This window comes from Streptomyces sp. B15 (genome assembly GCF_018070605.1).
Classification (GTDB): Bacteria; Actinomycetota; Actinomycetes; order Streptomycetales; family Streptomycetaceae; genus Streptomyces; species Streptomyces smyrnaeus.
This window is the reverse complement of sequence record NZ_JAGPXJ010000045.1, coordinates 15,009-38,298: the sequence shown is the minus strand read 5'-3', so window position 1 is coordinate 38,298 and position 23,290 is coordinate 15,009. Positions and strand designations below refer to the sequence as shown.

Sequence of the window (23,290 nt, the reverse complement as noted above, 5' to 3'; positions counted from 1 at the left end):
CCGCCCCGCTGTCAGTGCCGCGCGAGAAACTGGACCGGGCCCGGCTCCACCGGCCTGCCGTCACACCGCGCGTACCGTGCCAAGCGGAGGGAAGCACCGTGAGTCAGAACCGTGCCGACTTCGGCCCTGTGCAGCTCGCCCGCTGGCTGGGCCTTGAGGAGTCACAGCTGCGCCGCGCCCAGAACCGGGGGCTCATCCCCCCTCCCGACATCGACGACAAGCGCTGGTCCTACGCCCTCGCAAAGACCCTCCCGGACCGCGTCGAGGACATCGTGGCCGCCCTCGAACCGAGGCAGGAGCCCGCCGCTCCCGCCGCTTCCGCTGCCGACGCCGGCAGCCGGTCGGCCGCTCCCCGTGCGCGCGGAGCACAGCGGCGCGAGACGTTCGGCCCGGTGCAGCTCAGCCGCCACCTGGGCCTGAAGACCTGGCAGCTGCAGCGTGCCCGGGAGCGCGGTCTGGTGCCGGAGCCCGACACCGAGCAGAAGCGCTGGTCGAAGGAGCTGGTCGAAACCCTCCCCGACCGGGTCGAGGAGATCCTTGCCGCCGTCGGCGACCACCCTGGCCTCGGCTCCGAGAAGGCCGCGGAGCACCTGGCACAGCGCACAGGGCTGGAGGTGGAGCGGGCCGACGTTCAGCTGCTGGCCGAGCGGAGCCTCCTGCGTCCGGTCGGCGACTTCCGCGGCTGGCCGCTGTACGCCCTCGAGGACCTGGACGCGCTCGACCCGGCCGACGTCACCGCCGCCATATCCGACCGGCACGCCTGGATCGAGGCGAGCCTGAGCAGCGAGGAGGCCGCACAGCTGCTGGGCTGGCCCGTCGGAAAGTTCGAGGTCACCGCCGAACGCAACGGGCTGACCCCGGGACGTTTCGGCCGCTACGCCCGTAGCGCGGTGGAAGGCTTGTCAGCGCAGTAACGCAGCCCGCGGCAACAGCAGAGGGGCGAGGGAGCCAGGTGCTTCCCTCGCCCCTCTGCTGTTGCCGCGGCCATTACTTCGTCAGAGGCAGAGGAGGGAGGAGGGAAGGAAGGGGAGCGAGCTATGCAATAGGGCTTCGGTTATGTCGTGGTGGAGGGCTGATGGGCACACAGTGCCCGGTGGGGGCGAGCTCGGGGGGCTGAGCGGTGTGGACGGTGGTTGGGGCGTGGTGGGCGGGTGCCGAGTTCGTCGGTGAGCGTGGGCGAGTGTCTTGTGCTGACCCGTGGTGTGTGTGGCCGTTGGGGCCAGGGCTCCAGCGAGGCGGGTGCGCGGTGGAGTCCCGCTGGGATCGCTGTCATGGCCGGGCGTTCTCGTCCTGCCTGGCTTCGTTCTGCTTCGTTTGGTCGCGTCCTGTTGCTTGTCGTCGTTCTGGTGAAGGTGGCTGACTGCCGCGCTGTCAGGCGGTCAGGGTTCGCGGTGGTGACCGTGGGGAGGGCGTGCCGGAGGTGGCTGGCTGTTCCGGCGGCTGCCGAGCGTGGGGCGGGGTGGTGGGCCGGCGGGTGCCTGTACGAGCCGGGTTCGGTGATCTGGTTCGGTTCACCCCCGCTTCGGTGACCCCGGCGAGGTGTAGCCGGGCGGGGGCGCCATGGCGGCAGCGGAGTCCACCGACCGGGTTCAGCCGGCGATCTGTCCACGGTGGCCCGAGCGACTGCAGCGAGGCCATAGAGACGCGCTCTGGGGCGCCCTCGGCCCAGGGGCATCGTGCGCACGAGTGCGTGCGTGCCACGTCCCGATGCGTGTCACGCACCCATGGGGCGTCACACCAGCATCCCGTGGCACGTGTCCGTGTGCCCGAGCGCCCCGGGGCGAGTGCCCGTCCGCCAGGGCGCCCCGTGCAGAAGGAGCCCGTGTACGGAGCGAGCTGCACGGCGGCAGCACGCGGTGCCCGTGCCCTATCTGCTGCTCGGGCGCCGTGAGACCCGGGACGACGCACCGGGTCGCCCCTTCACGTGGACGGCTCCTCGCGAACCGCGTGAGCGGTCCGCAGCGGTTGCACCGGCCGAGCCCTTCCCGGCACTTGAGCCTGGCAGACCCCCTGGGGGGCCGCAAGGAAAGCACTTGCGGCCCCCCAGGGGGCCCGCCGGGCGGCTCGTGCCGGGAAGGACCCGGCAGGCGCCACCGCCACAGCGCGGGACGCCCACGCAGTTCACGAGGAGCTGATGAGTGATGTCGAAGAAGTCGCACCCGGGTGACGGTGGCGGTCACGGTCTCGGCTCGAAGGGCTTCACCTTCGGTGAGGCGCTTCGCGGCGGTAAGGGCTTCATGCGCCGTGTCCGCCAGCTGACGGGTATCTCGGTCACCAAGTGATCGACTACTCGGCACGCTTTCGGAACGGGGCTGGTGACATCGCGGCGAACCCGCTGATGGTCGCCGGCCCCGTTCCGGGGGTCGATCTGCGTTCGGTGGGGCTGTTGCTGGCCCCGCCCGTGCTGTCGGGTGAGTTCGTGCCCGTCAGCTTCTGGGAAGGCGTCGAGCGCCTGAGCCCTCAGCCCGTCACTCCGAAGCCGTCACCGCTCGGCCTGTATGCGGCGTTCGCGGACGCTGTCCGGGAGATGACCGCCCACGCGCGGGGCATCGGTGTGATGGTCTCGGGCGGGCTCGACTCGCTGGCCGTGCTGCTGCACGCGTGCGCGGTCGCCGAGGGCAGGCGCGTGGTGGCCTTCACCATCGACATGTCCGACGACGCCGGCGGAGGTTCGGTAGCAGAGGTCAAGCGGCTGCTCAGCGCCTTCGACCTGGATGTCGAACTGGTCGTTCTCGACCCGCGGCGTGACCGGCTCCAGCCGGACTGGTCGCCGGTGGGGCCACGGCTGGACGGACTGCCGGAGGTCCACGCGGCTGCCGCGGCGCGGGCGGAGAGTTTGGGGCTCGACATCATCCTGTCCGGTGACGGGTCTGATGAACTGCTCGGTACTCCCCGCTACGCCACGACGGCGATCGCCCGACGGCACGGTCTGCGGGGAGCCCGCCAGTACCTCAAGGACGTGGGGAGCACCGGCCCGGGCCGCTTCGGAGAGGCCGCCGCTGTCGGTTCTCGTCTCGTGTCCCGCCGGCTTCGTGCGGTGGGTTACTGGGCGGAGAACTGGCCCGAGTGGTGCGACCCGGTGACGCCGGCCGTCCTGGCGGAGCCGTACCGGACGTACGCGACGGAGTGGTCGCGCCGGTGGGTGGCCGACGAGGTGGCCGCGCACGCCGCGAGGGGCTGGTCCTGGGCGGAGGCTGACGCGTTCGACGCGCTGTTTCCGTACACCGTGCCGCCGCCGGTGGGGCGGGTCGCCGAGGAGTCGCCGTTCTTGCACCGCTCGTTCTTGGAGGCGGCGCTGGCGGTGCCGCTGGCCGACCGGTACCGGCCGGATCTCCCGTCGAAGTACTGGCGGGGCAAGGCGCTGGTGCTGGATCTGCTGCCGCCGGGTGCGACGGCGAAGCTGTCGCCGCGCAAGCAGTACTACAGCGGTGCGCTGGCCCGCCAGGCTGCGGTGCTGGACAGGGACCAGCCGCTGCTGCTCACCGAGGTGGGGCTGATCGATCCGGATCGGCTCGCCGGGGAGCGGGACACGGGGACGTTGCTCTACCTGGCCGGCATCGAGCGCTGGCTCAGGGGTGCGGAGCAGCACGGCGCCACGCTCGGCTGATCGCTAGACGGTCGGTCCCGATGGCGTACAGGCCGGGGCGGGATGCTGATCCCGCCCCGGCCTTTCCACGGCAAGGAGCGTGACCAATCAGTCGGTCAGCAGGCCGAAGAGGGAAGGGGTGCTCTGAGATGAGTGCGAGTTCAGTGGTGACGATGCGTCCGTACGAGAGTACGGACGAGGCTGCGGTCCTGGAGATCGTGAACGAGGACGGGCTCCCCGGGCAGCCCCGGGTTTCGGCCGGGATGCTGGCGGAGGCGCTGGCGGGACGGTCCGAGGTCGACTCGGGGTGGTGGGCGGCGCTGGCGCCGCCGCGTACGGACGTGGCGGTGGACGCCTCGGGTCAGGTGGTCGGGGTGGTGTCGTTTGCGGTGCACTCGGCGGAGCCGGTGGGGTTCCTCCTGTGGCTGCACTGCCGGGAGGACGAGTCCGTGGCGTTGGCGCTGGTGACCCACGCATGCGCTGAGCTGGGCACGGTGTCCGTGCATGCCTTCGACTTCGCGACGGCTCTGACCCGGGGGGTGGAGGCGCTGCCGGTACGGCACCGCCAGGCCACGCACCGGGCGCTGCTGAAGGCGGGGTTCACGGGGGAGGACCTGTGGCGCTACATGCGGATGCCGCTTGAGTCGCGGGCGCTGCTGCCTCGCGGTACCGGGCGGAAGGCGCGGAAGTGCGAGGACGGCAACTTCGAGGTGCGGGTCCGTGACCGTTGGGGGCGGAAGGTCGGTGAGGTGGTCGTCGGCGTGCCGGTGGCGGGGACCGGGGTGCTGTGGTGGATCTCCGTCGAGGAGCGGGCGCGGGGCCGGGGGCTGGGGCGTGCGCTGGTCGGTTCGGCTCTGCGGCTGCTGGTCGAGCTGGGTGCCCGGGAGGTGATCCTGTACGTGGACGACGGTCCCCGTGCGGGGAACGACCGAGCCGCGGCCAACGCCCTGTACGAGTCGGTGGGGTTCGCGGAGGTGGACCGTCTGTGGTTCTACACGCGGGGCCCTGCGGCACCGGCCTGCTGAGGTGGGTCGGGGCCAGGGTGGGCTTGCGCGCCGGGGCGTTCTTCCGGTCTCCGGTGGTGAGGGTGGCCACTGCTGTGGTGCGGGGCTCTGCGCCCCCCTTCCCGGTGCCTGAGCCTGCACCACACCGGAACGGGGGGTCAACCGGGCAAAAGGCGCGCCCGGTTGACCCCCCGCCCCGGCGCGGCGCTGTCGGCCGATCACCGGGAAGGGGACCACAGAGCCCCGGGCCGCAGCAGCGGCCGTCCTCCCGGTCACCACACAGGAGGAACCGTGGAAAAGAAGATCACCGTCGAGCAGGCGCTGCAGGTCCTGGCCGAGAAGCTCCCCTACTTCGCCACGGCGACCGGGCACGTGGCGAGGACCTTCGTGAACCAGAAGGGTGACTGGGCGACGCTCACGGTCCGCGTGACGAACCGCAACGAGGACACCCGGCGGGAGGACGACTACGTCTCCTTCGTCACCACCAACCGCGGGTGGATCGACGTCATCACGTCGCTGGAGAAGGGTGACTTCGTGAGCGCCCTCAGCCTCGAGTACAAGCACGGGTCCAAGAGGCGCGACGGGAGCTACGGCAGCGACCAGCTGGTGCTCAGCGAGGTCGTCGTCCGCCGGAAGGCCGAGAAGCCGGTGGCCATGCCGCAGTTCCTGCAGGGGCTGGTGAAGTAGCCGTCCCCCGGGAGGGGGCGGCAGCCCGCCGCTCCCTCCCGCTCCGCAAGGGCGGTCCCTCTCGCAGAGAGGGGCCGCCCTCTTCGTTGTGTCCGGCCCGCCGCAGCGCGGGCCTCCCTTCCGGGCGGCTGCTTCCGGCCGTCCTCGACAGTCAGGAGTTCGCAGTGAGTACGAATCTGGTGTTTCCGAGCGGGGTGCGTCCGTTCGCCGTGCGGTCGTCGGTCGCGTGGGACGGGTGGGCGCGGCATGGTTTCGCCCCGCTGGATGTGGTGGTGGAGGTCGTCCTGGGGAGCGGTCAGCTGATGCGGCTGGCGGGCCCGGGCCGGTGCAGTTGGCTGGCGGGTCACGGCCGTTGGGTGCCGATGGGTTCGGGGGCGGTCGAGAACGTGACGGCCCGGGCGACGCGTGCCCGGGAGACGGTCAGGCCTCGGGTGCTTCTGGTGCTGCGGGACAATCCGCAGTATGTCGTCACGGAGCTGGCGTGGGCGTCGGACACGGCGCTGGACGAGGTGCTGGGGTGGCTGGGCCGGCCCGTGACGCGGGAGGCCGCAGGGCTGGTGAGCGTCCGGGAGCGGCTCCAGGCGCGCAGCAACGACTACTGGCTGCTGGAGGCGGCCATGGCGGCTCTGGAGCTGCCGGAGGCGGGTCGTGATCTTCCGGTGCTTCCCGGTATCAGCGTCGTCGTCTCTGCGCGTGGCGCGCAGAGCGTGCTGGCCGGAACGGTCGGAAGTGTCGTCGAGGCCGCCGAGCGGCTTCCGCGGCGGACGCTGTGGGAGTGCGTCGTCGTGGACGACTTGAGCGAGACGCCGCTGCGGCTGCCCGCCGGGCTGCCGCCGCAGGTGCGGCTGGTGCGGGCCGCCGAGCGGGTCTACCGCGGTGGGGCCAGGAACCTGGGCCAGCAGCTGTCGAGTCACCCGGTGACGGTCTTCATCGACGACGACTTGCAGATGGCGCCCAACTACCTGCGGGAGCACGCGGTTCGGCATCTGCTGTCGCCGTGTCTGGTCACGGTCTCCGGCCGGATGGAGTACCTGGAGCCCACTGCTCCGAGGCCGGGGCGTCTGCCGTACGGCAAGCAGGGTTCTGCCGATGTGTTCCGTCAGCTGGGTGCCGGGGGCACGGTGGGTCCGCGTGAGGTGTACAGGCTGGTCGGGCGTGGCGACATCGTGGCGTCACGGCCGCTGGCGGACATGGGGTTCCCGCCCGATTACGTGGCGTACGGCCCGGAGGACGAGACGTTCGTGGCGAAGGCGCTGTCCAGGGGCGCGTTCGTGGTGCCGGTCGCGGAGACCGGGGTCTTCCGTCGCGGCTACCGGCGCGCCGGGGACCTGGTGTCCCAGGACATGGCACGGGTGGACGCCTTCCTGGCGAACATGGACCGCCAGGAGGTTCACTTCGACGCCCCGGCCGACGGCGGGTGGGCCGCCGCCCGGTGACGGGCGGTGACCCGGGTGCTTCCGGCCCCTTCCGGGGCCGGAAGCACCCGGCAGCCCCGCGCCTCCCCGGCCCGGCACGACGGGTTTCGGCTCCTCCCTGGAGGAGGAGAGCCGACCCGACTGAGCCGGGCCGGCTGAAGGCCCTGGCACTGCCACTGACGCGGCGGTGCCAGGGTCTTCCCATGTGTGGTGCCAGGGCCCGTCTCGGGGCGTTTCTGGTGGGCCGGGGGAGGGGCGGCACGTTGTGCGGCGGGCGCGAGGCGGCTGAGCCGAGGCGTATTTCCGGTGCGCGGGTGGCTCGTGACGGTGGACCACACGGGTGGAGGCACAGCCGCCGGTGACGCGTGACGCATGGCTGCGGGCCGTGCGGATGGGCCGAGTTATGCCCCCTGGTGGCGTTGGCCGACGTGTCCGGTGGCGGACCCGGCTGGTTCCCGGGCGTTCACGACATGCAGGCCACCGGGCCTCGGCCTCCGAGCGGCCGGGGGCGGCCCGCGTGCGTGGCGGCGCTCTGCTGGAGGCAGAGCTGTGACCTGTGGTTGCCCTGGGCGTCTGTGCCCTTCCCGGTGCCTGAGCCTGCACCACACCGGAACAGGGGGTCAACCGGGCAAAAGGCGCGCCCGGTTGACCCCCCGCCCCGGCGCGGCGCTGTCGGCCGATCACCGGGAAGGGCACAGACGCCCAGGGCAGCCCGCGAGGGCCGCTCCCCGGCTGTCTTCAGCAGAGGAGCTGTCATGTCGCACGTAGCGTTGGACCGTTCGTACTGGCGCATGGGGTTCGACGGTGTGGTGGTGAGGGTCGCGTCCGTGGGGAACCCGGGCGAGGGCAAGGGAACCGTCCTCCTGGAGGTGGAGGTCCCCCGGGAGGGGCGGCGGCCCTGGGAGCGGGCCTCGGACTCGTGGATCGTCGAGGTCCCGGCCGGGCAGCTGAAAGCGGCCCAGGCCATCTACCCGCCGGGCGGGGAGAGCGAGTCGGGTGAGCTGGGCAAGTCCCTGAGGGCCGTGGAGTTCCGCTGCGTCTCCGTCGAGTTCGGCCCCGGCTACCTGAAGAAGTCGCGGTTCGTCTGGCTGCGCCGTCTCTTCCGGCAGCCGCTCGAACTGGGCGACGTCAGGACGGTGAAGTTCGGCGTCCTGTACAAGGACGAGTACGGCGGGGATGCGGCGTAGGGCGAGAGCCCGGCACGCTGCAGGCAGGCCCCGGCCCCCACTCCGGTGGGGGCCGGGGCCTTTCCGTGTGTGATCGGCCCCCTCGGGGGGCGCCGAGGCGGCAGCGCCCCGAAGCTTCCGCTGCCTGGCCACGGTTGCACCGCACCGGCACGGCGGACGGCGTTTCCTCGCCCGTCCCTTCGTCGCTCGGTGTATCGGCAGTGGCTGTCCGCGACGGGCCGTGGTCGGCCCTGCCCGCCGCCCGCAGCCTGCGCCGGGGGCGGGGTGGCCGCAAGCCCGAAGTGCGTGGGCTTGCCCCCACCCGCACCCCCGCCGCTGACCGGCTGCGCCGGGCAGGGCCGACCACGGCCCACCTCCCTCCACGGAGGCCACTGCCCGGCACAACCGAAGGAGCAGCCATGAAGAAGGAGCAGGGCAGCAAGGACACCGGCGGCCGGTCCGACGACCTCCCCATCCTGACCCCGTCTCGGCCGGGTGGTGGCGGGTCCGGCTCGGGCGGCAGCTGAGCCCGGTCCCGGCTGAGTAGTTGGCCCCGGTGCCGCCGGTCGCGGCGGCACCGGGGCCTTCGGTGTGAGGGGGCAAGAACCCCCGTCCACTCCCCCCCTGGCCGAGCGTGATGGGGGGCGGGTTGCGCCCGAGGCGAACTGGGCGGCTTGGGGCCGACGGGGGCCGGTCTGTCGCCGTCGCCGGGCTGCGTCTTCTCCACGTCGACGCGCTGTCCCCGTAGTCCCGTAGTCCCGTAGCGCTGCCGTCCCGTTGGCTGCCGCTCCTGCCGGACGGGCTGCGCGCTTTCCTCTCCCCGCGTCGAGAGGTCCGCTCTCGGGTGGTCCGTGACAGCCCCTGCCCGCCGCTTGCAGCCTGCCCCAGGGGTGGGGCGGCCGCAAACGAAAAGCGCGTTTGCCCCCACCCCACCCCTGGGGCTGATCGGCTGCGTCGGGCAGGGGCCACCACGGACCACCAAGGAACGGTCCCCCCTCCTCGGCGGAGAGGAAGAGATCATGAAGGATTTCGCGAAGAAGACGGTGCGTGCTCTGGCGACCCTTCGCAACGCGTGCCTGGGGCGTGACGACAACGGCCCGTGCGTGGGCCTCGGTGGGCGCTGCTACTACTGCCAGCGCCCGATGTCCTGACCCGGTCGTCAGCCCGGCGGCCGCCAGCCAGGGTTGCCCGCCCCGCGGGGCGGGCAACCCGCGGTCTTCCAGGGAGGGGGTTTCCATGTCACTGACAGGTTCCCGGCGCGCCTCGTCCCGACGGCGGTCTTACGTGCGTGACCGTTCCAGGCTCGGCGAATTCTTCGCCCGGATCTGGAACGCCGTCACCGATCTCGTCTGAGCGGTCGCGGCGCGGGCTCCGGTCCGTGCCGCAGCCGTCACCCGCGGTTGCCGCTGACCGGCCGCGTCGTCGGGCATGCCGACCACGGCCTACTACATCCCGCCGGAGGCCACCGCCTCCGGCGGACCCGCAGAGGAAGGAGCGCGCATGGCGGATACGTGCGGTACGTGCAACGGCTGGGGCAGGATCGTGATCGTCGACGATGACGGGAACTGGATCGGGTTCCTGCCCTGCGGAGACTGCTAACACACCGGGCCGTGACCGTCCCCCGGGCGGTCACGGCCCGGCGGGGTGACAGGCTCTGGCGCCGTCGGTGAGCAGCCGGGAAGCGCTCCGGCTGAGACGCCATGGCTTCATGCCGCGACTGTCCCTTTGACACGGCCGGGCCACCACGTGCGGGTGGTGGTGGTCCCCTGTCCGCCGCTTTGAGCCTGCGCCACGCCGAGACGGGAGGCAACCGGGCTCGTTCCTCCCCCGGTTGCCTCCCGCCCCAGCGCAGCGCGGTCGGCACGCGTCGGACAGGGAACCACACCCGCCGCAGAGAGCGGCGAGTTCCCTGCCAGAGGAGGAACCCATGGGTAAGAAAGTGGCTGTGGCGATCCTGGTCGTACTCGCCCTTCTCTTCGTGCTCGTGCAGTGCCAGGCCGACAGCGGCAGCTGCAGTGACGACAGTCGCGGTGCCACGACGGTGGTGGCCGCGGCGGCGTTCTCCCCGGCGGAGTCCGGAGGAACGTACCTCAGCAAGCCGTCGAAGCCGGTCAAGCCGTCGAAGTCCGACGGTGGCCGCGGCGGCTTCTTCGGCATCTTCATCTTCGGCGACAACGACTGCGACTGAGTCCCGTCCGGGTCGGCCGCTCAGCTGCGCGACGATGTATAGCTGAGCGGCCGAGACGGCCGAGACTCTCCGGTGCCCGCCAGCTCTACGGCGGGCACGGGGCCTTGCCCGCGTGTGCGCCGGCTCCAGGTCTCGGTACAGACCGGCGCGGGCTCGTCGCCTGTGTGCGGCTTGCTTCCGGTACGTCGTCCTCAGGCCGTCTCGGGAGCTGCTCGTCTCGTCTGCAGCCGGGCGGCGCGTCCGGCCGCGGTTTCGTTCACCGGCGTTTCCTGCTTGGCCGGTGACGTGTGGCTGGTTCGTTGCCGGCGGGTCGTGTCCGGCCCTGTCCGCCGCGTGCAGCCTGCGGCAGGGGCGGGGTGGGGGCAAGCCCGAAGTGCGTGGGCTTGCCCCCACCCGCGCCCTCTGCCACTGACCGGCTGCGCCGGGCAGGGCCGACCACGGCCCGCCTCCCTCGACGGAGGCCACCGCCCGGCACCGTCGAGAAGGAGCACACACCATGGCGAACCAGGGCGGCATCTGGACGGACGCCGGCGGTCACGAGCCCCGGCCCGCGGGTCCTCAGCCCGCGCCGCGGCCTGAGGAGCCGGGCCCCGAGGAGGAGTCCGGCTCGGGGGGCGACAGCTGATCCCTCGGCTGAGCCGAGTTACCGGCCCCGGTACCGCCGAGTGCGGCGGTACCGGGGCCTTCGGCGTGATGGAAGTTGGCTGTCCGCGGACAATCCGTCAGCGGCAGGCGGCACGCGCCGCGACCGGGCTGCTCCGACCGTCTGCTGTACGTTCACGCCCCGGCGATGCACCGCCCGGGTTCGCGCTCCTGCGTTTCGCGGGCTGTCGGCTCACCGTCCCGGTCCGCGTCGGGTGACGGCGGTTCGTTTCCGCCCGGCCGCCTCGGGCCACGTGTCCGAGGTCTGCGCCGCTCGTCGGAAGCCCGGTGCCGGCTGTGCCGCTTCCCGTTCCGCCGCTGCGCAGTGCGCCGGTTCTTCCCGGGCTCCGCGGCCGGCTCCGTCTGCCCTGGCCCACAGCTGGCACCTCGTTCGCCCTCCTCCTTCTCCCCGGCGCGTCGGTGCCTCCGGGGTCAGGGAGGAGATCCGTGGAGATCCCTGCCCGCCGCTTGCAGCCTGCCCCGGGGGCGGGGTGGCCGCAAACGGAAAGCGCGTTTGCCCCCACCCCGCCCCCGGGGCTGATCGGCTGCGCCGGGCAGGGCCCACCACGGACCCCCTCCCTCACGACGGAGGCACCGCCCGGCACTGTCGAGAAGGAGAGCGTCATGGCGAAGAAGAAGGCCACCCCCGCCGAGAAGGCCATTCGAAGGGCGGAGGTCATCGAGCGGCGCACCAACCGGCTGGGGAAGCAGGCGATCGAGGGGAAGCGGCCCCTCTTCGGCAAGGGCAAGGGCAAGGACAAGGACGAGTCCTGATCCCTCGCTGAGGCTCACCGGTTCCGGTGAGCAAGCCGGCCCCGGCGCCGCCGTCACGGCGGCGCCGGGGCCTTCGTCGTGTTCTGGTAGCCGGCAGGGTTTCCGGCTGTATTCAGAGCGGGTTCGGGGTCTGCTCCGGTACGGCGGCGGAGGGGGGGCCGGCCGCGGTTTCCGGACCCGTGCCCACCGGGCTCTCCGGCCGCGCGACCGTCGGGTTTCCGGCCGCCGGGGCGCCCGCGTCCGTAGCTGCGTATGCGGCCGCCCCGGCGCCCGTGACACCGGCCGCATCGGCCGCATCAACTGCACCGGACGCGCCGGTGACTGCGCTCCCGCCCGCGCCCTCAGCCGTGCTCGTGCCGACGCCGCCCTTCTCTTCCTGCCCCGCGCCCTGCTCCGTGTCCCGTTCCACCTGCTCGTTCCAGGTGTTGAGGTAGTCCCGCACCTCGGCTGTGGTCAGGCCGAGGGCGGCGGCGGCGTCGCGTCGGCCGCCGAAGGCGGCGACTGCTTCGGCGACTGCTCCGGCCACGTCGCGCTTGGCGTCTTCGAGCTTGGCTATGCGCTGGTCGAAGGTGGTGATCGAGGCGAGCTGGGCGGCCTGGCGCCGCTTGGCCTCCTCCAGTTCCCGCTTGTGCTGTTCCCGCAGTGCCTGGCGTCGTGCCTGGAGGCGTTCGTTGTGTCGTGACGTCATGCCTGCACATGCTTCACGCTCATGGCTCCCGTCACAAGGGACTTCTGATCTTCCGTGTGAGCCGCGGACAAGGAGAACAGCTGTGGCCGGTGCCGGGCTCGACTTCCGGACGGGCTGAGCCGGCGGCCGAGGGGACGAGGGGGCGAGGGGGCGAGGGGGCGGGGGGACGAGGGAGCGAGGGGACGAGGGGGCGGGGAGACGACGGCCGAGGTGCCGACGGCCTTTCAGCGTGCCCGGGCCGACCGTTTTCCCTCAATTCCCTAAATTCCCTCAAGCTACAGCGCCGCACTTGGCCCAGCGACTGCCGGGGGGTGCAAGGCCCCGATGCCCCGCCGAAAACGCCCCGGCACAGGAGCTTGACGGATGCCGAAGGCACCGGGGCTTGCTCCGCGGCGCCCCGGCACCTCCGGCACCCGTCCGGGCACCCCTGCCGGGACGTTCCCGGCGGGGCATCGGGACCCGTGTCTGTGGTCCCGAGCCTCCTATGAAGCTGGGAGGTGTCGTGGCCGTGTCTACTTGGAACGGCTTGGCCCTGAGGTGGTCGCTCACAAGGCATTTCAGCCCGCTGACGTGGGTGCTCGCCTCGACGTTCACCGGGGTCATGGGCACGTGGGTGCTGACCCTGACGATGCCCTGGTTCGTCTTCGTGACGACGGGCAGTACGAGTCACGCCGGAATGGTTGTCTTCGCGGAGCTGGCGCCCGCCGTTGTGGCGCGGTTCCTGGCCGGTCCGGTGCTGGACCGGGTGGGGCTGCGGCGGATGTCGGTGGTCACGTCCGTGGTCGAGACGATCTGCGTCACTGTGATCGCTGTGCTTGTCACCATGGACAGGCTGCCGTTTCCGCTGCTGCTCGCGCTGCTGGCGCTGATGGGTGCCGCGGGCGGTGCGGGCACTCTGGCGAAGAGCTTTCTGGCTCCGTCGGCGGCGCGCTACGTCGGTTTCCCCGAGGGCCGTGGTATCAGTCTGAGTTCGGCGATGATGACCGCTGGGCAGGTCTTCGGTCCTTCGCTCGGTGCGTTTCTGGCGCCGGAGCCGGTTGCCGGTCTGATCGTGGTGGCCGCGCTGTTCACCGCGAGCGCTCTGATCATCGGTCTGGCACTGCCGCACGGCATGGAGCCGGAGCACGTGCAGCTGGACCCGAGGGCGGAGAAGCTCGGCTACTGGCGGAGTCTCGGTGAAGGCATCAGGTACTTCCGCAAGGACGGGCTGCTCGTCCGGCTGTACGTGATGCTGGCCCTCATGGGCTTCCTCGTGGCGCCGATGAACGGTGTGTTCCTGCCGCTCTGGGCCCGGGAGACGGACGTCGGTCCGGGGACGATCGGAGCGCTCGTCAGCATGGCGGCGCTTGCGGGCTTCGTCGGGAGCCTCGTAGCCGTCCCGGTGATCGAGCGGGTTCGGCCCGTGGTGATTCTGGCGGCCGGGTATCTGCTGATCGTGCCTCAGTTGCTCGTGCTGGCGCTGGGCGCACCGACGTGGGTCGTCATGGCGGCCTGGATCGCGGCCGGGTTCGCCGGGGCGTTCCCGTATGCGGTGGTAGGGAAGATCACCTACCGCTGGCCTCCGGCGGAGCTCCGGAGCCGGACGTCGTCCCTGGGCGGTTCGATCTCCAAACTGGGGGCTGCCCTGGGTGGTCTCGCTGCCGGGTTCGTCGTGGATCGCTTCGGGCTGATGGTGCCGCTGATCGCGGGTGCGGTGCTGTACTTCCTGGTGACTCAGGGCACGGTGTTCCGGAAGGACATGCGGGGGCTCACCCCGAAGATCCGGGAGGACCGTCCGAAGGAGGTCGCGGAGGCACCCGTGATGGAGGAGCTCACCCGGTGAGTGTCCGGCCGGTGCCGCCTGCGGTGAGCATCGGCTGACTGATTGGTGTTCGGGCCTCGGCGGCATGCCGAGGCTCTTGTTCTGTGTGCGGTGCGCGCGGTGACCCCGCCTTCGGGGTCGTTCCGCGTGGCGCCGGGCGGGGCGCGTGCGGTGCGCCCGTGTCCGCGGCAGCGTCGTTCGGGCGCTGGGTTGGTTGTGCTGCCCCGGCGGCCGTGTCGGCCGCCGAAGCGGCGCCCGCTTCCAGCGTCGTCTCGCCCATGTCCCGCTGAAGCACGCCCAGCACCCAGCACCCAGCACCCAACGCTCAGCCCACACCTGCTTCATGCACCCAGCACTCGCCACAGAGGCCGGCCCGCTGACCATCTGTGTGACCGTCACAGACAAGGAAAACGCCATTGGTGCCGTTGGCTCAGCCCTTTCAGGGGCTGAGCCAACGGCACCAATGGCGTTTCAAAATTTAGTCACACCTCTTGCTATTCGACTCCGACTGCTGTGAACTGCTGTTATGAAGAGCCTGGTTGCCTTCCCGAAGCCGCCGCACGGTGCGCGCGCTGCAGGGATCGGGAGGCGCCGGTGATCACGCTGCATCCGATATCGGCGGGGTCCGGTATCGACTATCTGATGCGCACTGTCTCCGGTGACGACGTGAAGGCCGGCGACAGGCAGTTGAGCGACCAGTGGGCCGAGGGCGGGGACACTCCCGGTGAGTGGATCGGCGCCGAGGCAGCGGTTCTCGGGCTCTCGGGGACAGTCACCCAGGAGGACGCCGACGCGGTCTTCAAGGACGCTGTGGACCCGGTCAGTGGCAAGCGGATGGGCCGCGCGTGGCCGCGCTACACACCCGCCGACGAGCTGTTCGCGAAGTATCTGGCGGCGGAACCGAAGGCGAGTGAGGCGCGCCGCCAGCAGCTGCGGGCCAAGGCCGAGAAGGAGGGGAACCGCACGGCGCGGGCGGGCTGGGAGATGGTTCTCTCGCCCGTGAAGAGCTTCTCCCTGCTGTGGGCCACGGCCGACGACGAGCAGCGCGCGCGGCTGGAGGCGGTGGAGCGCGCGGCGTTCGAGAAGGTCTTCGCGCGCCTCGAGGAGGAGGTGTGCTGGACCCGGGTCGGACCGACTGCGGCGGCTCAGGTCCAGGTGCCCGGGCGGGGGTTCATCGGTGCGGTCTTCTCCCACCGCAGCTCCCGTGCCGGCGATCCGGATTTCCACCGGCACCTCGAGATCAGCTCGAAGATCCGTACCGAGGACGGGCGGTGGCTGGCGCTGGACGCACGCCCGCTGCACGCCCGGTTGGTGGAGTTCTCCGAGCTGTACACCGCTGAGGTGGAGCGGGGTATGGCGGCGGAGTTCGGGGTCCTCGCGGAGTCTCGGCAAAGCTCGCTGCGTCCCGCGCGCCGGCCGGTGCGGGAGTTCCTCGGGGTGAGTGAGGAGGCGGTGCGCAACGCCTCGCAGCGCCGCCGCAGCACCGAGACCGCGCTGGCTTCCCTGACGCGCGATTTCATGGCCCGGGAGGGGCGCGAGCCCACCCGGGCGGAGGAGTACAAGCTGGCTCAGGCCGCGACGCTGACCGCCCGTCCCGCCAAGGCGCCGACCACTGTGGACGAGGAGCGCGGCAGGTGGATCGCGCAGGCCCGGGAGATGGGTGTGGAGCACCCTGAGGCGCTGCTGCGGCACGCGGCGGAGGTCTCCGGCAGGCAGGCGCAGGCCACACCGGAGGCAGAAGTTCCGCTGACCGGGATACCTGCCAGAGCGCTGCGCGTCCTGGAGGGGCAGCGGGCCCAGTGGACCCGCTCCAACGCCGCCGCGGAGGTCTACCGGCAGCTCGTGGAGACCGGCTGGCATGTGCGGCTGGACGACGAGGCGTTCGCGCGGACGGTGGAGCGGGCCACCGACGCGCTGCTCGCTCCGGACCTGTGTGCGCGCCTGGACGCCCCGGACGCGGTGGCGCTTCCGGAGCGCTTCCGCCGGGCGGACGGCAGCTCCTTGTTCGAACCTGTCGCCACCGGTCGGCTCTACACCTCGCACGGCCTCCTGGCCGCCGAGCAGGACCTGGTGGAGGCCGCGACGCGGCCCGCTCCGGTGCGCGTGCTGACCTCCGAACAAGTCGACGCCGCCCTCGCCGCCGGTGACGAGGAGCGCGGTTTCCTGCCCAGTACGGAGCAGCGGCAGGTCGTACGGAACCTGCTGGGTTCGGACGTGCGAGTGGGCGCCGTCATCGGGCCGGCGGGCACCGGGAAGACCACCATCATGCGGCTGGTCCGGGAGGCCGCGGACGCGCACGGCCTGCCCGTGCTGGGCCTGGCCGGCGGGCAGGTGCAGGCCGACAATCTCGCGGAGGAAGCCGGCATCCGGGCGGAGAACATCGCCCGCTGGCGCTACATGAGCGAGGGGCACGGCGGGCCGCAGTGGTCCCTGCGACCGGGGCAGATCGTCATCGTCGACGAGGCGGGCCAGGCCTCCACACCGGACCTCCATGCGCTTGCCGGGCAGGTCGAAGCGGTCGGCGGGCGGCTGCTGCTGGTGGGTGATCCCCGGCAGCTGGGTTCTCCCGGTGTGGGGGGTGCGCTCGCCCTCATCGAGGCCGACGCGGGTGCGCAGTATCTGTCCGAGGTGCGCCGGTTCCGGGACGCCGACAAGACCATTCGCCGCTGGGAGGTCGAGGCTGCGGCGGCGCTCTCGCGCGGTGACGCGGACGCCTCTTACGACGCCTATGCGCAGCGCGGCCGCATCGCGCACGGCAGTGCCGACGCCATGCTCGACGCCGTCTACACCGCTTGGCGGCAGGATGTCGGCGACGGGCTGAACTCGGTCATGATCGCCTCCAGCAACGCGCTCGTTGCGCAGCTGAACGAGCGTGCGCGCAGTGAGCTCGCGGCCCGCGGCGAGGTCGATGTCAGCGCCGAGACCGCCTTGAGTGACGGCAACCGGGCGGGCGCCGGAGACCGGGTCGTCACCCGTGCCAACGACCGCCGACTGCGCACCCACGACGGCCGCCAGTGGGTGCGCAACGGCGACACCTGGACGGTGGACGCGGTCGAGGACAACGGCAGTCTGACCGCCGTGCACGACCGCACCGGGCGCCGCGTCACACTGCCCGCCTCCTACGTTTCCCAGGCGGTGGAGCTCGGTTACGCGGTCACCAAGGACCGCGCCCAGGGGCTGACGGTCGACACGGGGCACGCCCTGTGGGACAGCTCCATGGACCGCAACGGCGCCTACCCCTCGCTCACCCGGGGACGCTTGGCGAACTTCGTCTACCTGATCACCCACACGTCGCCGGACCCGGAGACCGGTGCGCCGGGTGACCGGTTGACGGAGCGCCAGATGTGGCAGTCCGTGCTGCGCCGCGACGGCACCCAGCAGTCGGCCACCATGACCGCCCGTCGCAGCCAGGAAGCCGCCCGTTCGGTGCGTACGCACACGGCCAGGCTGGCGTTCGTGCTCGACCAGATCGCCGACGACAGGGCCCGCCGTGCCGTCGCCGGCCTGCTGGGCGAGCGCGCCGCGCAGCAGCTGACATCGGCGCCCGCCTGGCCCGCGTTGCGCACCCAGCTGTTGCGGTTGGCCGAGGACGGATTCGACACCGACCGGCTGCTGGAGACGACGTGGCACCAGCGGGGTTTCCTCGACGCCGACGGCCATCCGGTGCGCGACATCGCCGCTGTCGTGCACGCCCGCAACGCCCGCGCCGTCGACCCGGACGAGGGGTCCCCGCACGCCTTCCAGCGTGCGCAGGACGCGCCTCGCCCGGCCACGGCGCCGCAGCTGCTCACGTCTGTTGCGGAGCCGAGCGGCGACCCGCTGGCAGCGCTCGGGCTGCTGCTGCCGGACGCCGCGCCGGGCGACGATCCGCAGACCCTGCAGGCCGCCGGGGACCTGGCCGCCGCCGCACGGGAGCGGGCTGCGCAGCTGGGCGAGGCCGCCCAGCTGGATGCCGAAGCGGGCCACGGATGGGCTGCCGTATACGGTCCCCGGCCGGCGGACGCGCAGGAGGCGCAGGCGTGGCGGGAGCGGCTCACCGCGGCTGCCGTCTACCGCGATCTGGCCGGTCACGACGGCCCCGCCGCCACCGGTCCCGCCCCCTCCTCCGAGGGCATGGACGCGGCTTTGCGCGGTGTGTGGCGCGCGGCGCAGCCTCTTGGCGACACCGCCCGCACGGTCGAGGAACTGGCTGCCCGGCCCCCGGCGTGGCTCGATGCGGTCGGCCCCCGCCCGGGCGCCGGCGAAGGGGCCGGGGAGCTGTGGGACCGGGCCGCGTGGGCGGCCTTCAGGTACCGCCAACTGTGGGAGTTCGGCAACGAGTCCGTCGCGCTGGGGCAGCGCCCGGCCGATCCGGTGGCCGCCGCCGACTACGACACCGCCGCTGCCGCGATCGCTGCCTTCCGGGCCGGTTCGGCTCCCTGGGCCCCGTCGCGGCAGCCGGGCGGGATGGACGAGGAAGCGCTGCGCCGGATCGACCAGCGTGGGCGTCGCAGTGCCGACCGGGTGCAGCGGGTGGAGGACGCCCTCGCTGTGCTCGACCGTGCGAAGGCCGCCCGTCACGCGGCCCGGCAGGCCGCCCTGGATGCCGCCAACCGCGCCCGGGCGCTGCGCGGCGCCGGCCCGCCCGAGCGTGCGCAGCGGGCCCGGGAGCTGGCCGAGCAGGCGGCCCGGGCGCAGGAGATGGCTGCCGCCCAGGAGCGGCTGATCGACGAGGCCCGCGAGACGCTGACCGAGCTCGCGCCCGGCTTCTTGGAGGACCGGGAGCGGGTGCGGCGTGGCTCGGACGCCCGGCGGGAACTTGCCCGCCGTACCGTGCGAGGCACCCCGGGACAGGAGCAGGCCGTCACCGGGCCCGAGGTGCCTGCCTGGCAGGAGAGGCCCCATGGCCGGCTCACCGACGCCCAGCTGCGAGAGGCGCACCGTCGGGCGCTGGAGGCCGCGAGGGCCGCCGACAGCAGCGCCGGTGAGCAGGAGTCGCGGGCTCAGCGGCTGAGTGCTGAAGCGGTTCCCGGCGGCCGGATCGAGCAGCGGATCTCCGCCCAGGCGGCCCGCGTCGAGGCCGTCGACCAGTGGCGGGAAGCCCAGCGGCAGGCCGAGGCCGCCCGTCGGCAGGCCGGGGAGAACGCCGCTCGCCGCCAGGAGTCGGCCGCCCGGCTGGCCGCGACTCACCGTATGGGTGTGCCCGCGGTGCGCGGAGCGGAACGGCGCGCGCTGGAAGAGCATCTGCACCGGCTGGAGGAGCAGGCCGCCCGGCTCGCCGAGGAGCTCGCCCGGGCCGAACGGCACCGCGACCAGGCCGCCGTCACCGCCGGGGAACCCACCCGACACGAGCAGCTCCTCAACGACTGGCAGGAGGCGGGAGGCGCCTTCCAGGCGGCGCTCGACCGGGCGCGGGCGAGTGCGGCCGAGGACGCGCAGGCCGCCGCCGCGGAGGCCCGGCGGATGCGTGAACGCTCCCGTCAGCTGCGCGAGCAGGCCGCCGGGCTGCGCCGCGAGGGAAGTGTGCGAGCCACCCTCCCCGACGGCCGGCGCGCTGCCGAACAGGCCGCCAGGGAGCAGCAGGCCCGGCAGCCGCAGCAGCGTCCCGCTCCCCCCGCGGCACCGCAGCAGCGTCCGGATTCCCCGCGCCGCGACGGGCCGCGCAGCACGCGGTGACCTTCGGCCCGGCGGCCTGGCGGGCATGTCACAGCGGTCTCCCGCGCGGCGGGCGCCCGTCGCTCAGCTGTCCGCAAACGGTGTGGAAGCGCCGTGTGCGCGGGTCCCAGGTCGCCGCGCTCCCCGGGGTGTGCAGCGCCGCGTCGGCGGCTGCCAGCACCGCCCGGCGCACCGGCTCGGCCAGCTCGAAGCCGTCCACGTGGTGGGCCCACTCGCAGGGCCTGCACACGATCTGGCGGCGGCCCGAGGAGGTGCGGCTGACCGAAGCGATGGCGATGTCCGGCGGTCCCGTCCGGGTGTCGCACATGTGGCAGAGCCACTGCCACCGGGGCACGGCGATCCACTGCGGCCCGCCTCCGGGGGACGGCCGGGCGAAGACGGTCTCCAGCGCACAGGCCAGCTCCTCCTCGCTCACCGCCGGCCCCTCGCGCACCGGCTCCTTCCCGCTCACCGTCGGCGCCGAGGACGCCTCGGGCACCGCCGGCCCGGAGGCTGTGGGCCGGGCGGGGGCAGGCGGGGCGGCGCGCTGCCCGCGAGCGGTCCGCCACGCGGTCCGCTCTCGTTCGACGGCCGGTGGCGGCGCTACGACGGTGACGCCCGCGCCGGTGAGCATATGGAGATCCAGCTCCCATACGCGGGCCGAGCGCTCCCGCCAGAGAGCGAACGCGGAGCGCACATGGCTCTCGGCCCCGGCCGCCGACATCCCGGTCACCGACCGCAGATGCGCCAGCGCGGCGGCACGCCTGCCGTTGAGCTCGGCGAGGCCGAAATGCGTGACCGTGTGGCAGTCGGTGCACAGGCACACCAGCCTCCGCAGCCGCTGCACCGCCCGCGCCTCGTCGTACTCCCAGCGCTCGTGCGCCTCCAGCCACCGCCGCCGCCCGCGGTCCTCGCCCCGCCCGCACACCTCGCACCGCTGCCCGGCCCTGCCGTTGACCATGCGCCGCAGCCGCTCCCAGTCGCGTGGCGCCACGCACGAGCGGACGTTGGTGAACCAGCACGACCGCGGCACCAGATCCACGAACAGTCCGGACCCGAACCCGCGGTCCTCCCCGGGCAGGAGCGGCGGGAGGTCCGGCAGCGCCACCCACCGGTCCAGGCCGGGGAGTCCGGCCCGTGGCGCGAACCAGCGCTTGGCGGCCGGGTCCCAGCGGGCTCCCAGCGCCTTGGCCTCGTCCTTCTCGGCGAAGGGCACATCCAGCCAGACGCGGGCCACCCCACCACTCCTCGACACTCGCTGCAGTCGGTCCTCGCCGGGTATCTGCCCACCGGCGGGCCGGACACCCCCTCCGAGCGCTCGCCGGCCGGCGGGACATGGCGCGCCCGGAGCGGGACCGCGCACCGCACCCGGGGCTGTGACGAAGTCGGGGCCCAACTGCCGCCGTTCAGCGCCCTGTTCGGCCACCCGGGCCGGGCGGAGATCACTAGGCTGAGGCTCGCCGGGAGCAACACCGGCTTTGCGCGGAGGAGCGGCGTGACTGCGATATCTGACTCACTACTCGATGAGATCCGGCCGGGTGCCTGGGACGAGCTGGCAGCGGGGTCCTTCGACACCCTGCTGGCAGCGATGGACCGGGCCCAGGAGGTCTGTGCCGCCCGCATGGAACACGCGGGCTCCCCGTTCGGCGCGGGGGAGGGGGAACGTGCGCGCTGGCTGGAGGTCAGCCGCCGTATCAGCGGATGGCGTACGGCGATCCGCCCTGACAACCACGAGGCCATCGAGGCGGCCCGCGCCTACTGCGCCCAGATCGTCGACGACTACGCCACCGTGCGCCCCCTGCACGAGGCCATGGCCGACGGCAGGGCTGTGCCCCTGACGCCGGAAGGGGCGGCGGTCTCGTTCGGCGGCCGCTGGTGGGTGGCCGGCCACGACCGCTACGTCCCGCTCGACCCGGATGACGCCGAGCAGGCCGCCCTGGTGAGCGTGTTGGAGCGTCACGCGGCCGAGCTGGACCGGCTGGCACAGGTGCAGACCGAGGCGGCAGAGGTCGCGCCGGTGCGGCCGGGCGACAGCGGAAACGGGGAGCGGTAATGGCAGGCGAAGACAACGGGCGGGCCGGAAACTTCATCGCCCTCGAGGACCAGACCCATGTGCTGGCACAGCTGTGGCGGAACCCGGAGAGGGTGCCAGAGGTCATGGGGGTCCTCACCCCCGACCACTTCACCGCCCCCGGCTACGAGGACTTCTTCCGGGCTTTGACGGAGACCCACTCCGGACCTGTCCCCGAAGACGGCCCGGCCAGAGACGCCTGGAGAGCGCAGCGCTGGCAGGAGGTGAGCGAAGACCTGCAAGGGGCCGACATAGGCAGATCCGACCTGGAGGATGTGGAAAACGTCCGCAACCTGCGCCCGCTCGAAACCTGCGTCCAGGGACTCGTCGCACAGGGCGAGGTGCGCTCGGCCGTCAGGGAGCACACCGCGCCCACCGGGCCGGGCCCGTCCCTGGAGAGGGCGGGGGACGCCGTCGACCGGGCGCTGCCGCCGCTGTCCTCCTACCCCCCGCCGCCCGCCGAACCGCCCGCCCAGCCGGTCGTGGTCGTCGTCGCCGGGGCCGAGGGCACCGGCACCGGCGCGCTCACCGCCGACATCACCAGACAGCTGACCCGCAGCGGCCCCGTCGTCGAACTCGGCGGCGGATACCCGCCTTCCCACCCCGCCTACGAGGCGGTCGAGGAGGTCGGGCTCAGGCCGGAGGCCCGGCACCTGGCGGCAGCCCAGTACGCCATCGACCAGCGGGCCAACACCGTCCTGCGCACGGACGCCCGCGATCCGCAGGCGCTGGCACAGGACATGATGCGCTTCCAGCAGGCCGGCTACCGGATCGAGTTCGCGGCGGTGACCACACCGGAGCCCCTGCGCCGGCTCAACGCCCTCGACGCACAGCTCAGCGACCGCCGCACCGCACGACTCCCCTTCACCCCGCCGCCGGACCGGCTGGCCGAGAGCGCCAACCGCGCCGCGGCGATGGGCGCGAAGGTGAAGGTCTTCCGGCCGGACGGCACGCCGGTGGACTCGCCCGGGCTCGCAGCCGGCAGGCAGACGCCGGGGCAGGTGATCGAGGTCGAGCGCGAGCGCGCCCTGACCGGCGAGATGTCGCTGCGGGCCGCGGCCAAGGCAGCCCGGATCGCCGCCAGGACCACCGACTGGGCCCACCAGGCAGCGGCCCGGCAGGCCGCCACCGAGGCCGGCCGGGCCGGCGGCCAGAACTGGGAGTGGGCCATCAACGCCGCCGTCGGCCTCCCCGACCAGCCGCAGGGGCCACGCTGGGGCGCGGGCCGCCGGGCCCGCGCCGCCGGGCCGCTGGCCGCCCGCACCGACGCCGAACTGGGAGACCTGCTGGAGGGCACCATGCACCGCTACCGCAACGCGGACCACAAGGCGCTCCAGGACCACGCCCGCGGCAAGGCGCTCCAGGACCAGGGCAAGCCGGGGGCGCAGGCCTTCTTCGACAGCTCTCAGGCCGCCAGGGAAACCGCCAACCACTACCGGGACACCGTGGTCGACGTCCTGGCCGAGGAGCGCCGCCGCTCCACCCTCTCTCCCCGCCAGCGCCAGGCCGAACTCCAGGCGGTCCAGCAGCGCATGGCGCGGGCCAGGCCGCCGGCGGAGGCCCCGCGTACCGCCATCGGGTTCGCGCAGCCCACGCGCCCCCGCATGGCCGCCCGCCGGTGAACCGGGTGCCGG

17 protein-coding genes are annotated in these 23,290 nt (G+C 72.9%); 15 read left to right on the top strand and 2 right to left on the bottom strand.

Annotated elements, in window-relative coordinates:
* Positions 1 to 98: 98 nt before the first annotated feature.
* The 11 genes from KBY19_RS20450 (at position 99) to KBY19_RS20410 (ending at position 11,462) form a co-directional block, all read left to right on the top strand.
* Positions 99 to 914, top strand: coding sequence for a hypothetical protein (locus KBY19_RS20450; RefSeq protein WP_210966364.1), 816 nt, complete (start codon positions 99 to 101; stop codon positions 912 to 914).
* Positions 915 to 2,141: 1,227 nt separating this feature from the next.
* Positions 2,142 to 2,282 (top strand): hypothetical protein, encoded by a 141-nt coding sequence (locus KBY19_RS20445; protein ID WP_210966363.1) that lies wholly within the window; start codon positions 2,142 to 2,144, stop codon positions 2,280 to 2,282.
* Positions 2,279 to 3,607, top strand: coding sequence for an asparagine synthase-related protein (locus KBY19_RS20440; RefSeq protein ID WP_210966362.1), 1,329 nt, complete (start codon positions 2,279 to 2,281; stop codon positions 3,605 to 3,607). Before KBY19_RS20445 ends, KBY19_RS20440 begins: the two co-directional genes overlap by 4 nt.
* 128 nt (positions 3,608 to 3,735) lie before the next feature.
* Positions 3,736 to 4,611, top strand: a complete 876-nt coding sequence (locus KBY19_RS37275) for an N-acetyltransferase (RefSeq protein WP_210966361.1) — start codon at positions 3,736 to 3,738, stop codon at positions 4,609 to 4,611.
* A gap of 270 nt (positions 4,612 to 4,881) precedes the next feature.
* The gene (locus tag KBY19_RS20430; protein ID WP_210966360.1) at positions 4,882 to 5,277 is read left to right on the top strand and encodes a hypothetical protein; all 396 of its coding nucleotides are present in this window, start codon (positions 4,882 to 4,884) and stop codon (positions 5,275 to 5,277) included.
* Positions 5,278 to 5,441: 164 nt separating this feature from the next.
* On the top strand, positions 5,442 to 6,713 hold the full coding sequence (locus KBY19_RS37555; protein WP_210966359.1) for a glycosyltransferase family 2 protein: 1,272 nt from the start codon (positions 5,442 to 5,444) through the stop codon (positions 6,711 to 6,713).
* Between the two features lie 734 nt (positions 6,714 to 7,447).
* Positions 7,448 to 7,879, top strand: coding sequence for a hypothetical protein (locus KBY19_RS20420; RefSeq protein WP_210957109.1), 432 nt, complete (start codon positions 7,448 to 7,450; stop codon positions 7,877 to 7,879).
* Positions 7,880 to 8,877: 998 nt separating this feature from the next.
* A complete protein-coding gene (locus KBY19_RS37270; RefSeq protein ID WP_282107100.1) occupies positions 8,878 to 9,009 on the top strand; it encodes a hypothetical protein in 132 nt (43 codons plus the stop codon).
* A gap of 776 nt (positions 9,010 to 9,785) precedes the next feature.
* On the top strand, positions 9,786 to 10,046 hold the full coding sequence (locus tag KBY19_RS20415; RefSeq protein ID WP_099887077.1) for a hypothetical protein: 261 nt from the start codon (positions 9,786 to 9,788) through the stop codon (positions 10,044 to 10,046).
* Positions 10,047 to 10,542: 496 nt separating this feature from the next.
* Complete coding sequence (locus KBY19_RS37265) at positions 10,543 to 10,671, top strand: hypothetical protein (RefSeq protein WP_282107099.1); 129 nt, start codon at positions 10,543 to 10,545, stop codon at positions 10,669 to 10,671.
* Positions 10,672 to 11,312: 641 nt separating this feature from the next.
* Positions 11,313 to 11,462 carry a hypothetical protein gene (locus KBY19_RS20410; protein ID WP_210966358.1) on the top strand — a complete coding sequence of 50 codons (150 nt, stop codon included), beginning with the start codon at positions 11,313 to 11,315 and terminating at the stop codon, positions 11,460 to 11,462.
* Positions 11,463 to 11,574: 112 nt separating this feature from the next.
* Here KBY19_RS20410 and KBY19_RS20405 read toward each other — a convergent pair whose 3' ends face one another.
* Positions 11,575 to 12,150, bottom strand: a complete 576-nt coding sequence (locus tag KBY19_RS20405; RefSeq protein WP_210966357.1) for a hypothetical protein — start codon at positions 12,148 to 12,150, stop codon at positions 11,575 to 11,577.
* 574 nt (positions 12,151 to 12,724) lie between these two features.
* On the opposite strand from KBY19_RS20405, the gene KBY19_RS20400 reads away from it, so the two are divergent.
* Together KBY19_RS20400 and mobF are read left to right on the top strand one after the other, a co-directional pair.
* Positions 12,725 to 13,972: an MFS transporter gene (locus KBY19_RS20400; RefSeq protein WP_210966356.1), complete on the top strand. Its 1,248-nt coding sequence runs from the start codon at positions 12,725 to 12,727 to the stop codon at positions 13,970 to 13,972.
* 573 nt (positions 13,973 to 14,545) lie between these two features.
* On the top strand, positions 14,546 to 19,606 hold the full coding sequence (mobF, locus tag KBY19_RS20395) for a MobF family relaxase (RefSeq protein ID WP_210966355.1): 5,061 nt from the start codon (positions 14,546 to 14,548) through the stop codon (positions 19,604 to 19,606).
* Positions 19,607 to 19,634: 28 nt separating this feature from the next.
* On the opposite strand, the gene KBY19_RS20390 is transcribed toward mobF, so the two are convergent.
* Positions 19,635 to 20,822: a DUF5710 domain-containing protein gene (locus KBY19_RS20390; RefSeq protein WP_210966354.1), complete on the bottom strand. Its 1,188-nt coding sequence runs from the start codon at positions 20,820 to 20,822 to the stop codon at positions 19,635 to 19,637.
* A 258-nt stretch (positions 20,823 to 21,080) separates the two neighbouring features.
* On the opposite strand from KBY19_RS20390, the gene KBY19_RS20385 reads away from it, so the two are divergent.
* Together KBY19_RS20385 and KBY19_RS20380 are read left to right on the top strand one after the other, a co-directional pair.
* Positions 21,081 to 21,638, top strand: coding sequence for a hypothetical protein (locus KBY19_RS20385; protein ID WP_185019689.1), 558 nt, complete (start codon positions 21,081 to 21,083; stop codon positions 21,636 to 21,638).
* The gene (locus KBY19_RS20380) at positions 21,638 to 23,278 is read left to right on the top strand and encodes a zeta toxin family protein (RefSeq protein ID WP_210966353.1); all 1,641 of its coding nucleotides are present in this window, start codon (positions 21,638 to 21,640) and stop codon (positions 23,276 to 23,278) included. Before KBY19_RS20385 ends, KBY19_RS20380 begins: the two co-directional genes overlap by 1 nt.
* The last annotated feature ends 12 nt before the right edge of the window (positions 23,279 to 23,290 follow it).

Bases quoted from the DNA above. Each gene is read 5' to 3' on its own strand.
- KBY19_RS20445 (WP_210966363.1), top strand. From the start codon at position 2,142: ATGTCGAAGAAGTCGCACCCGGGTGACGGTGGCGGTCACGGTCTCGGC.
- KBY19_RS37275 (WP_210966361.1), top strand. From the start codon at position 3,736: ATGAGTGCGAGTTCAGTGGTGACGATGCGTCCGTACGAGAGTACGGAC.
- KBY19_RS20420 (WP_210957109.1), top strand. From the start codon at position 7,448: ATGTCGCACGTAGCGTTGGACCGTTCGTACTGGCGCATGGGGTTCGAC.
- KBY19_RS37270 (WP_282107100.1), top strand. From the start codon at position 8,878: ATGAAGGATTTCGCGAAGAAGACGGTGCGTGCTCTGGCGACCCTTCGC.
- KBY19_RS20415 (WP_099887077.1), top strand. From the start codon at position 9,786: ATGGGTAAGAAAGTGGCTGTGGCGATCCTGGTCGTACTCGCCCTTCTC.
- KBY19_RS37265 (WP_282107099.1), top strand. From the start codon at position 10,543: ATGGCGAACCAGGGCGGCATCTGGACGGACGCCGGCGGTCACGAGCCC.
- KBY19_RS20410 (WP_210966358.1), top strand. From the start codon at position 11,313: ATGGCGAAGAAGAAGGCCACCCCCGCCGAGAAGGCCATTCGAAGGGCG.
- KBY19_RS20405 (WP_210966357.1), bottom strand. From the start codon at position 12,150: ATGACGTCACGACACAACGAACGCCTCCAGGCACGACGCCAGGCACTG.
- KBY19_RS20380 (WP_210966353.1), top strand. From the start codon at position 21,638: ATGGCAGGCGAAGACAACGGGCGGGCCGGAAACTTCATCGCCCTCGAG.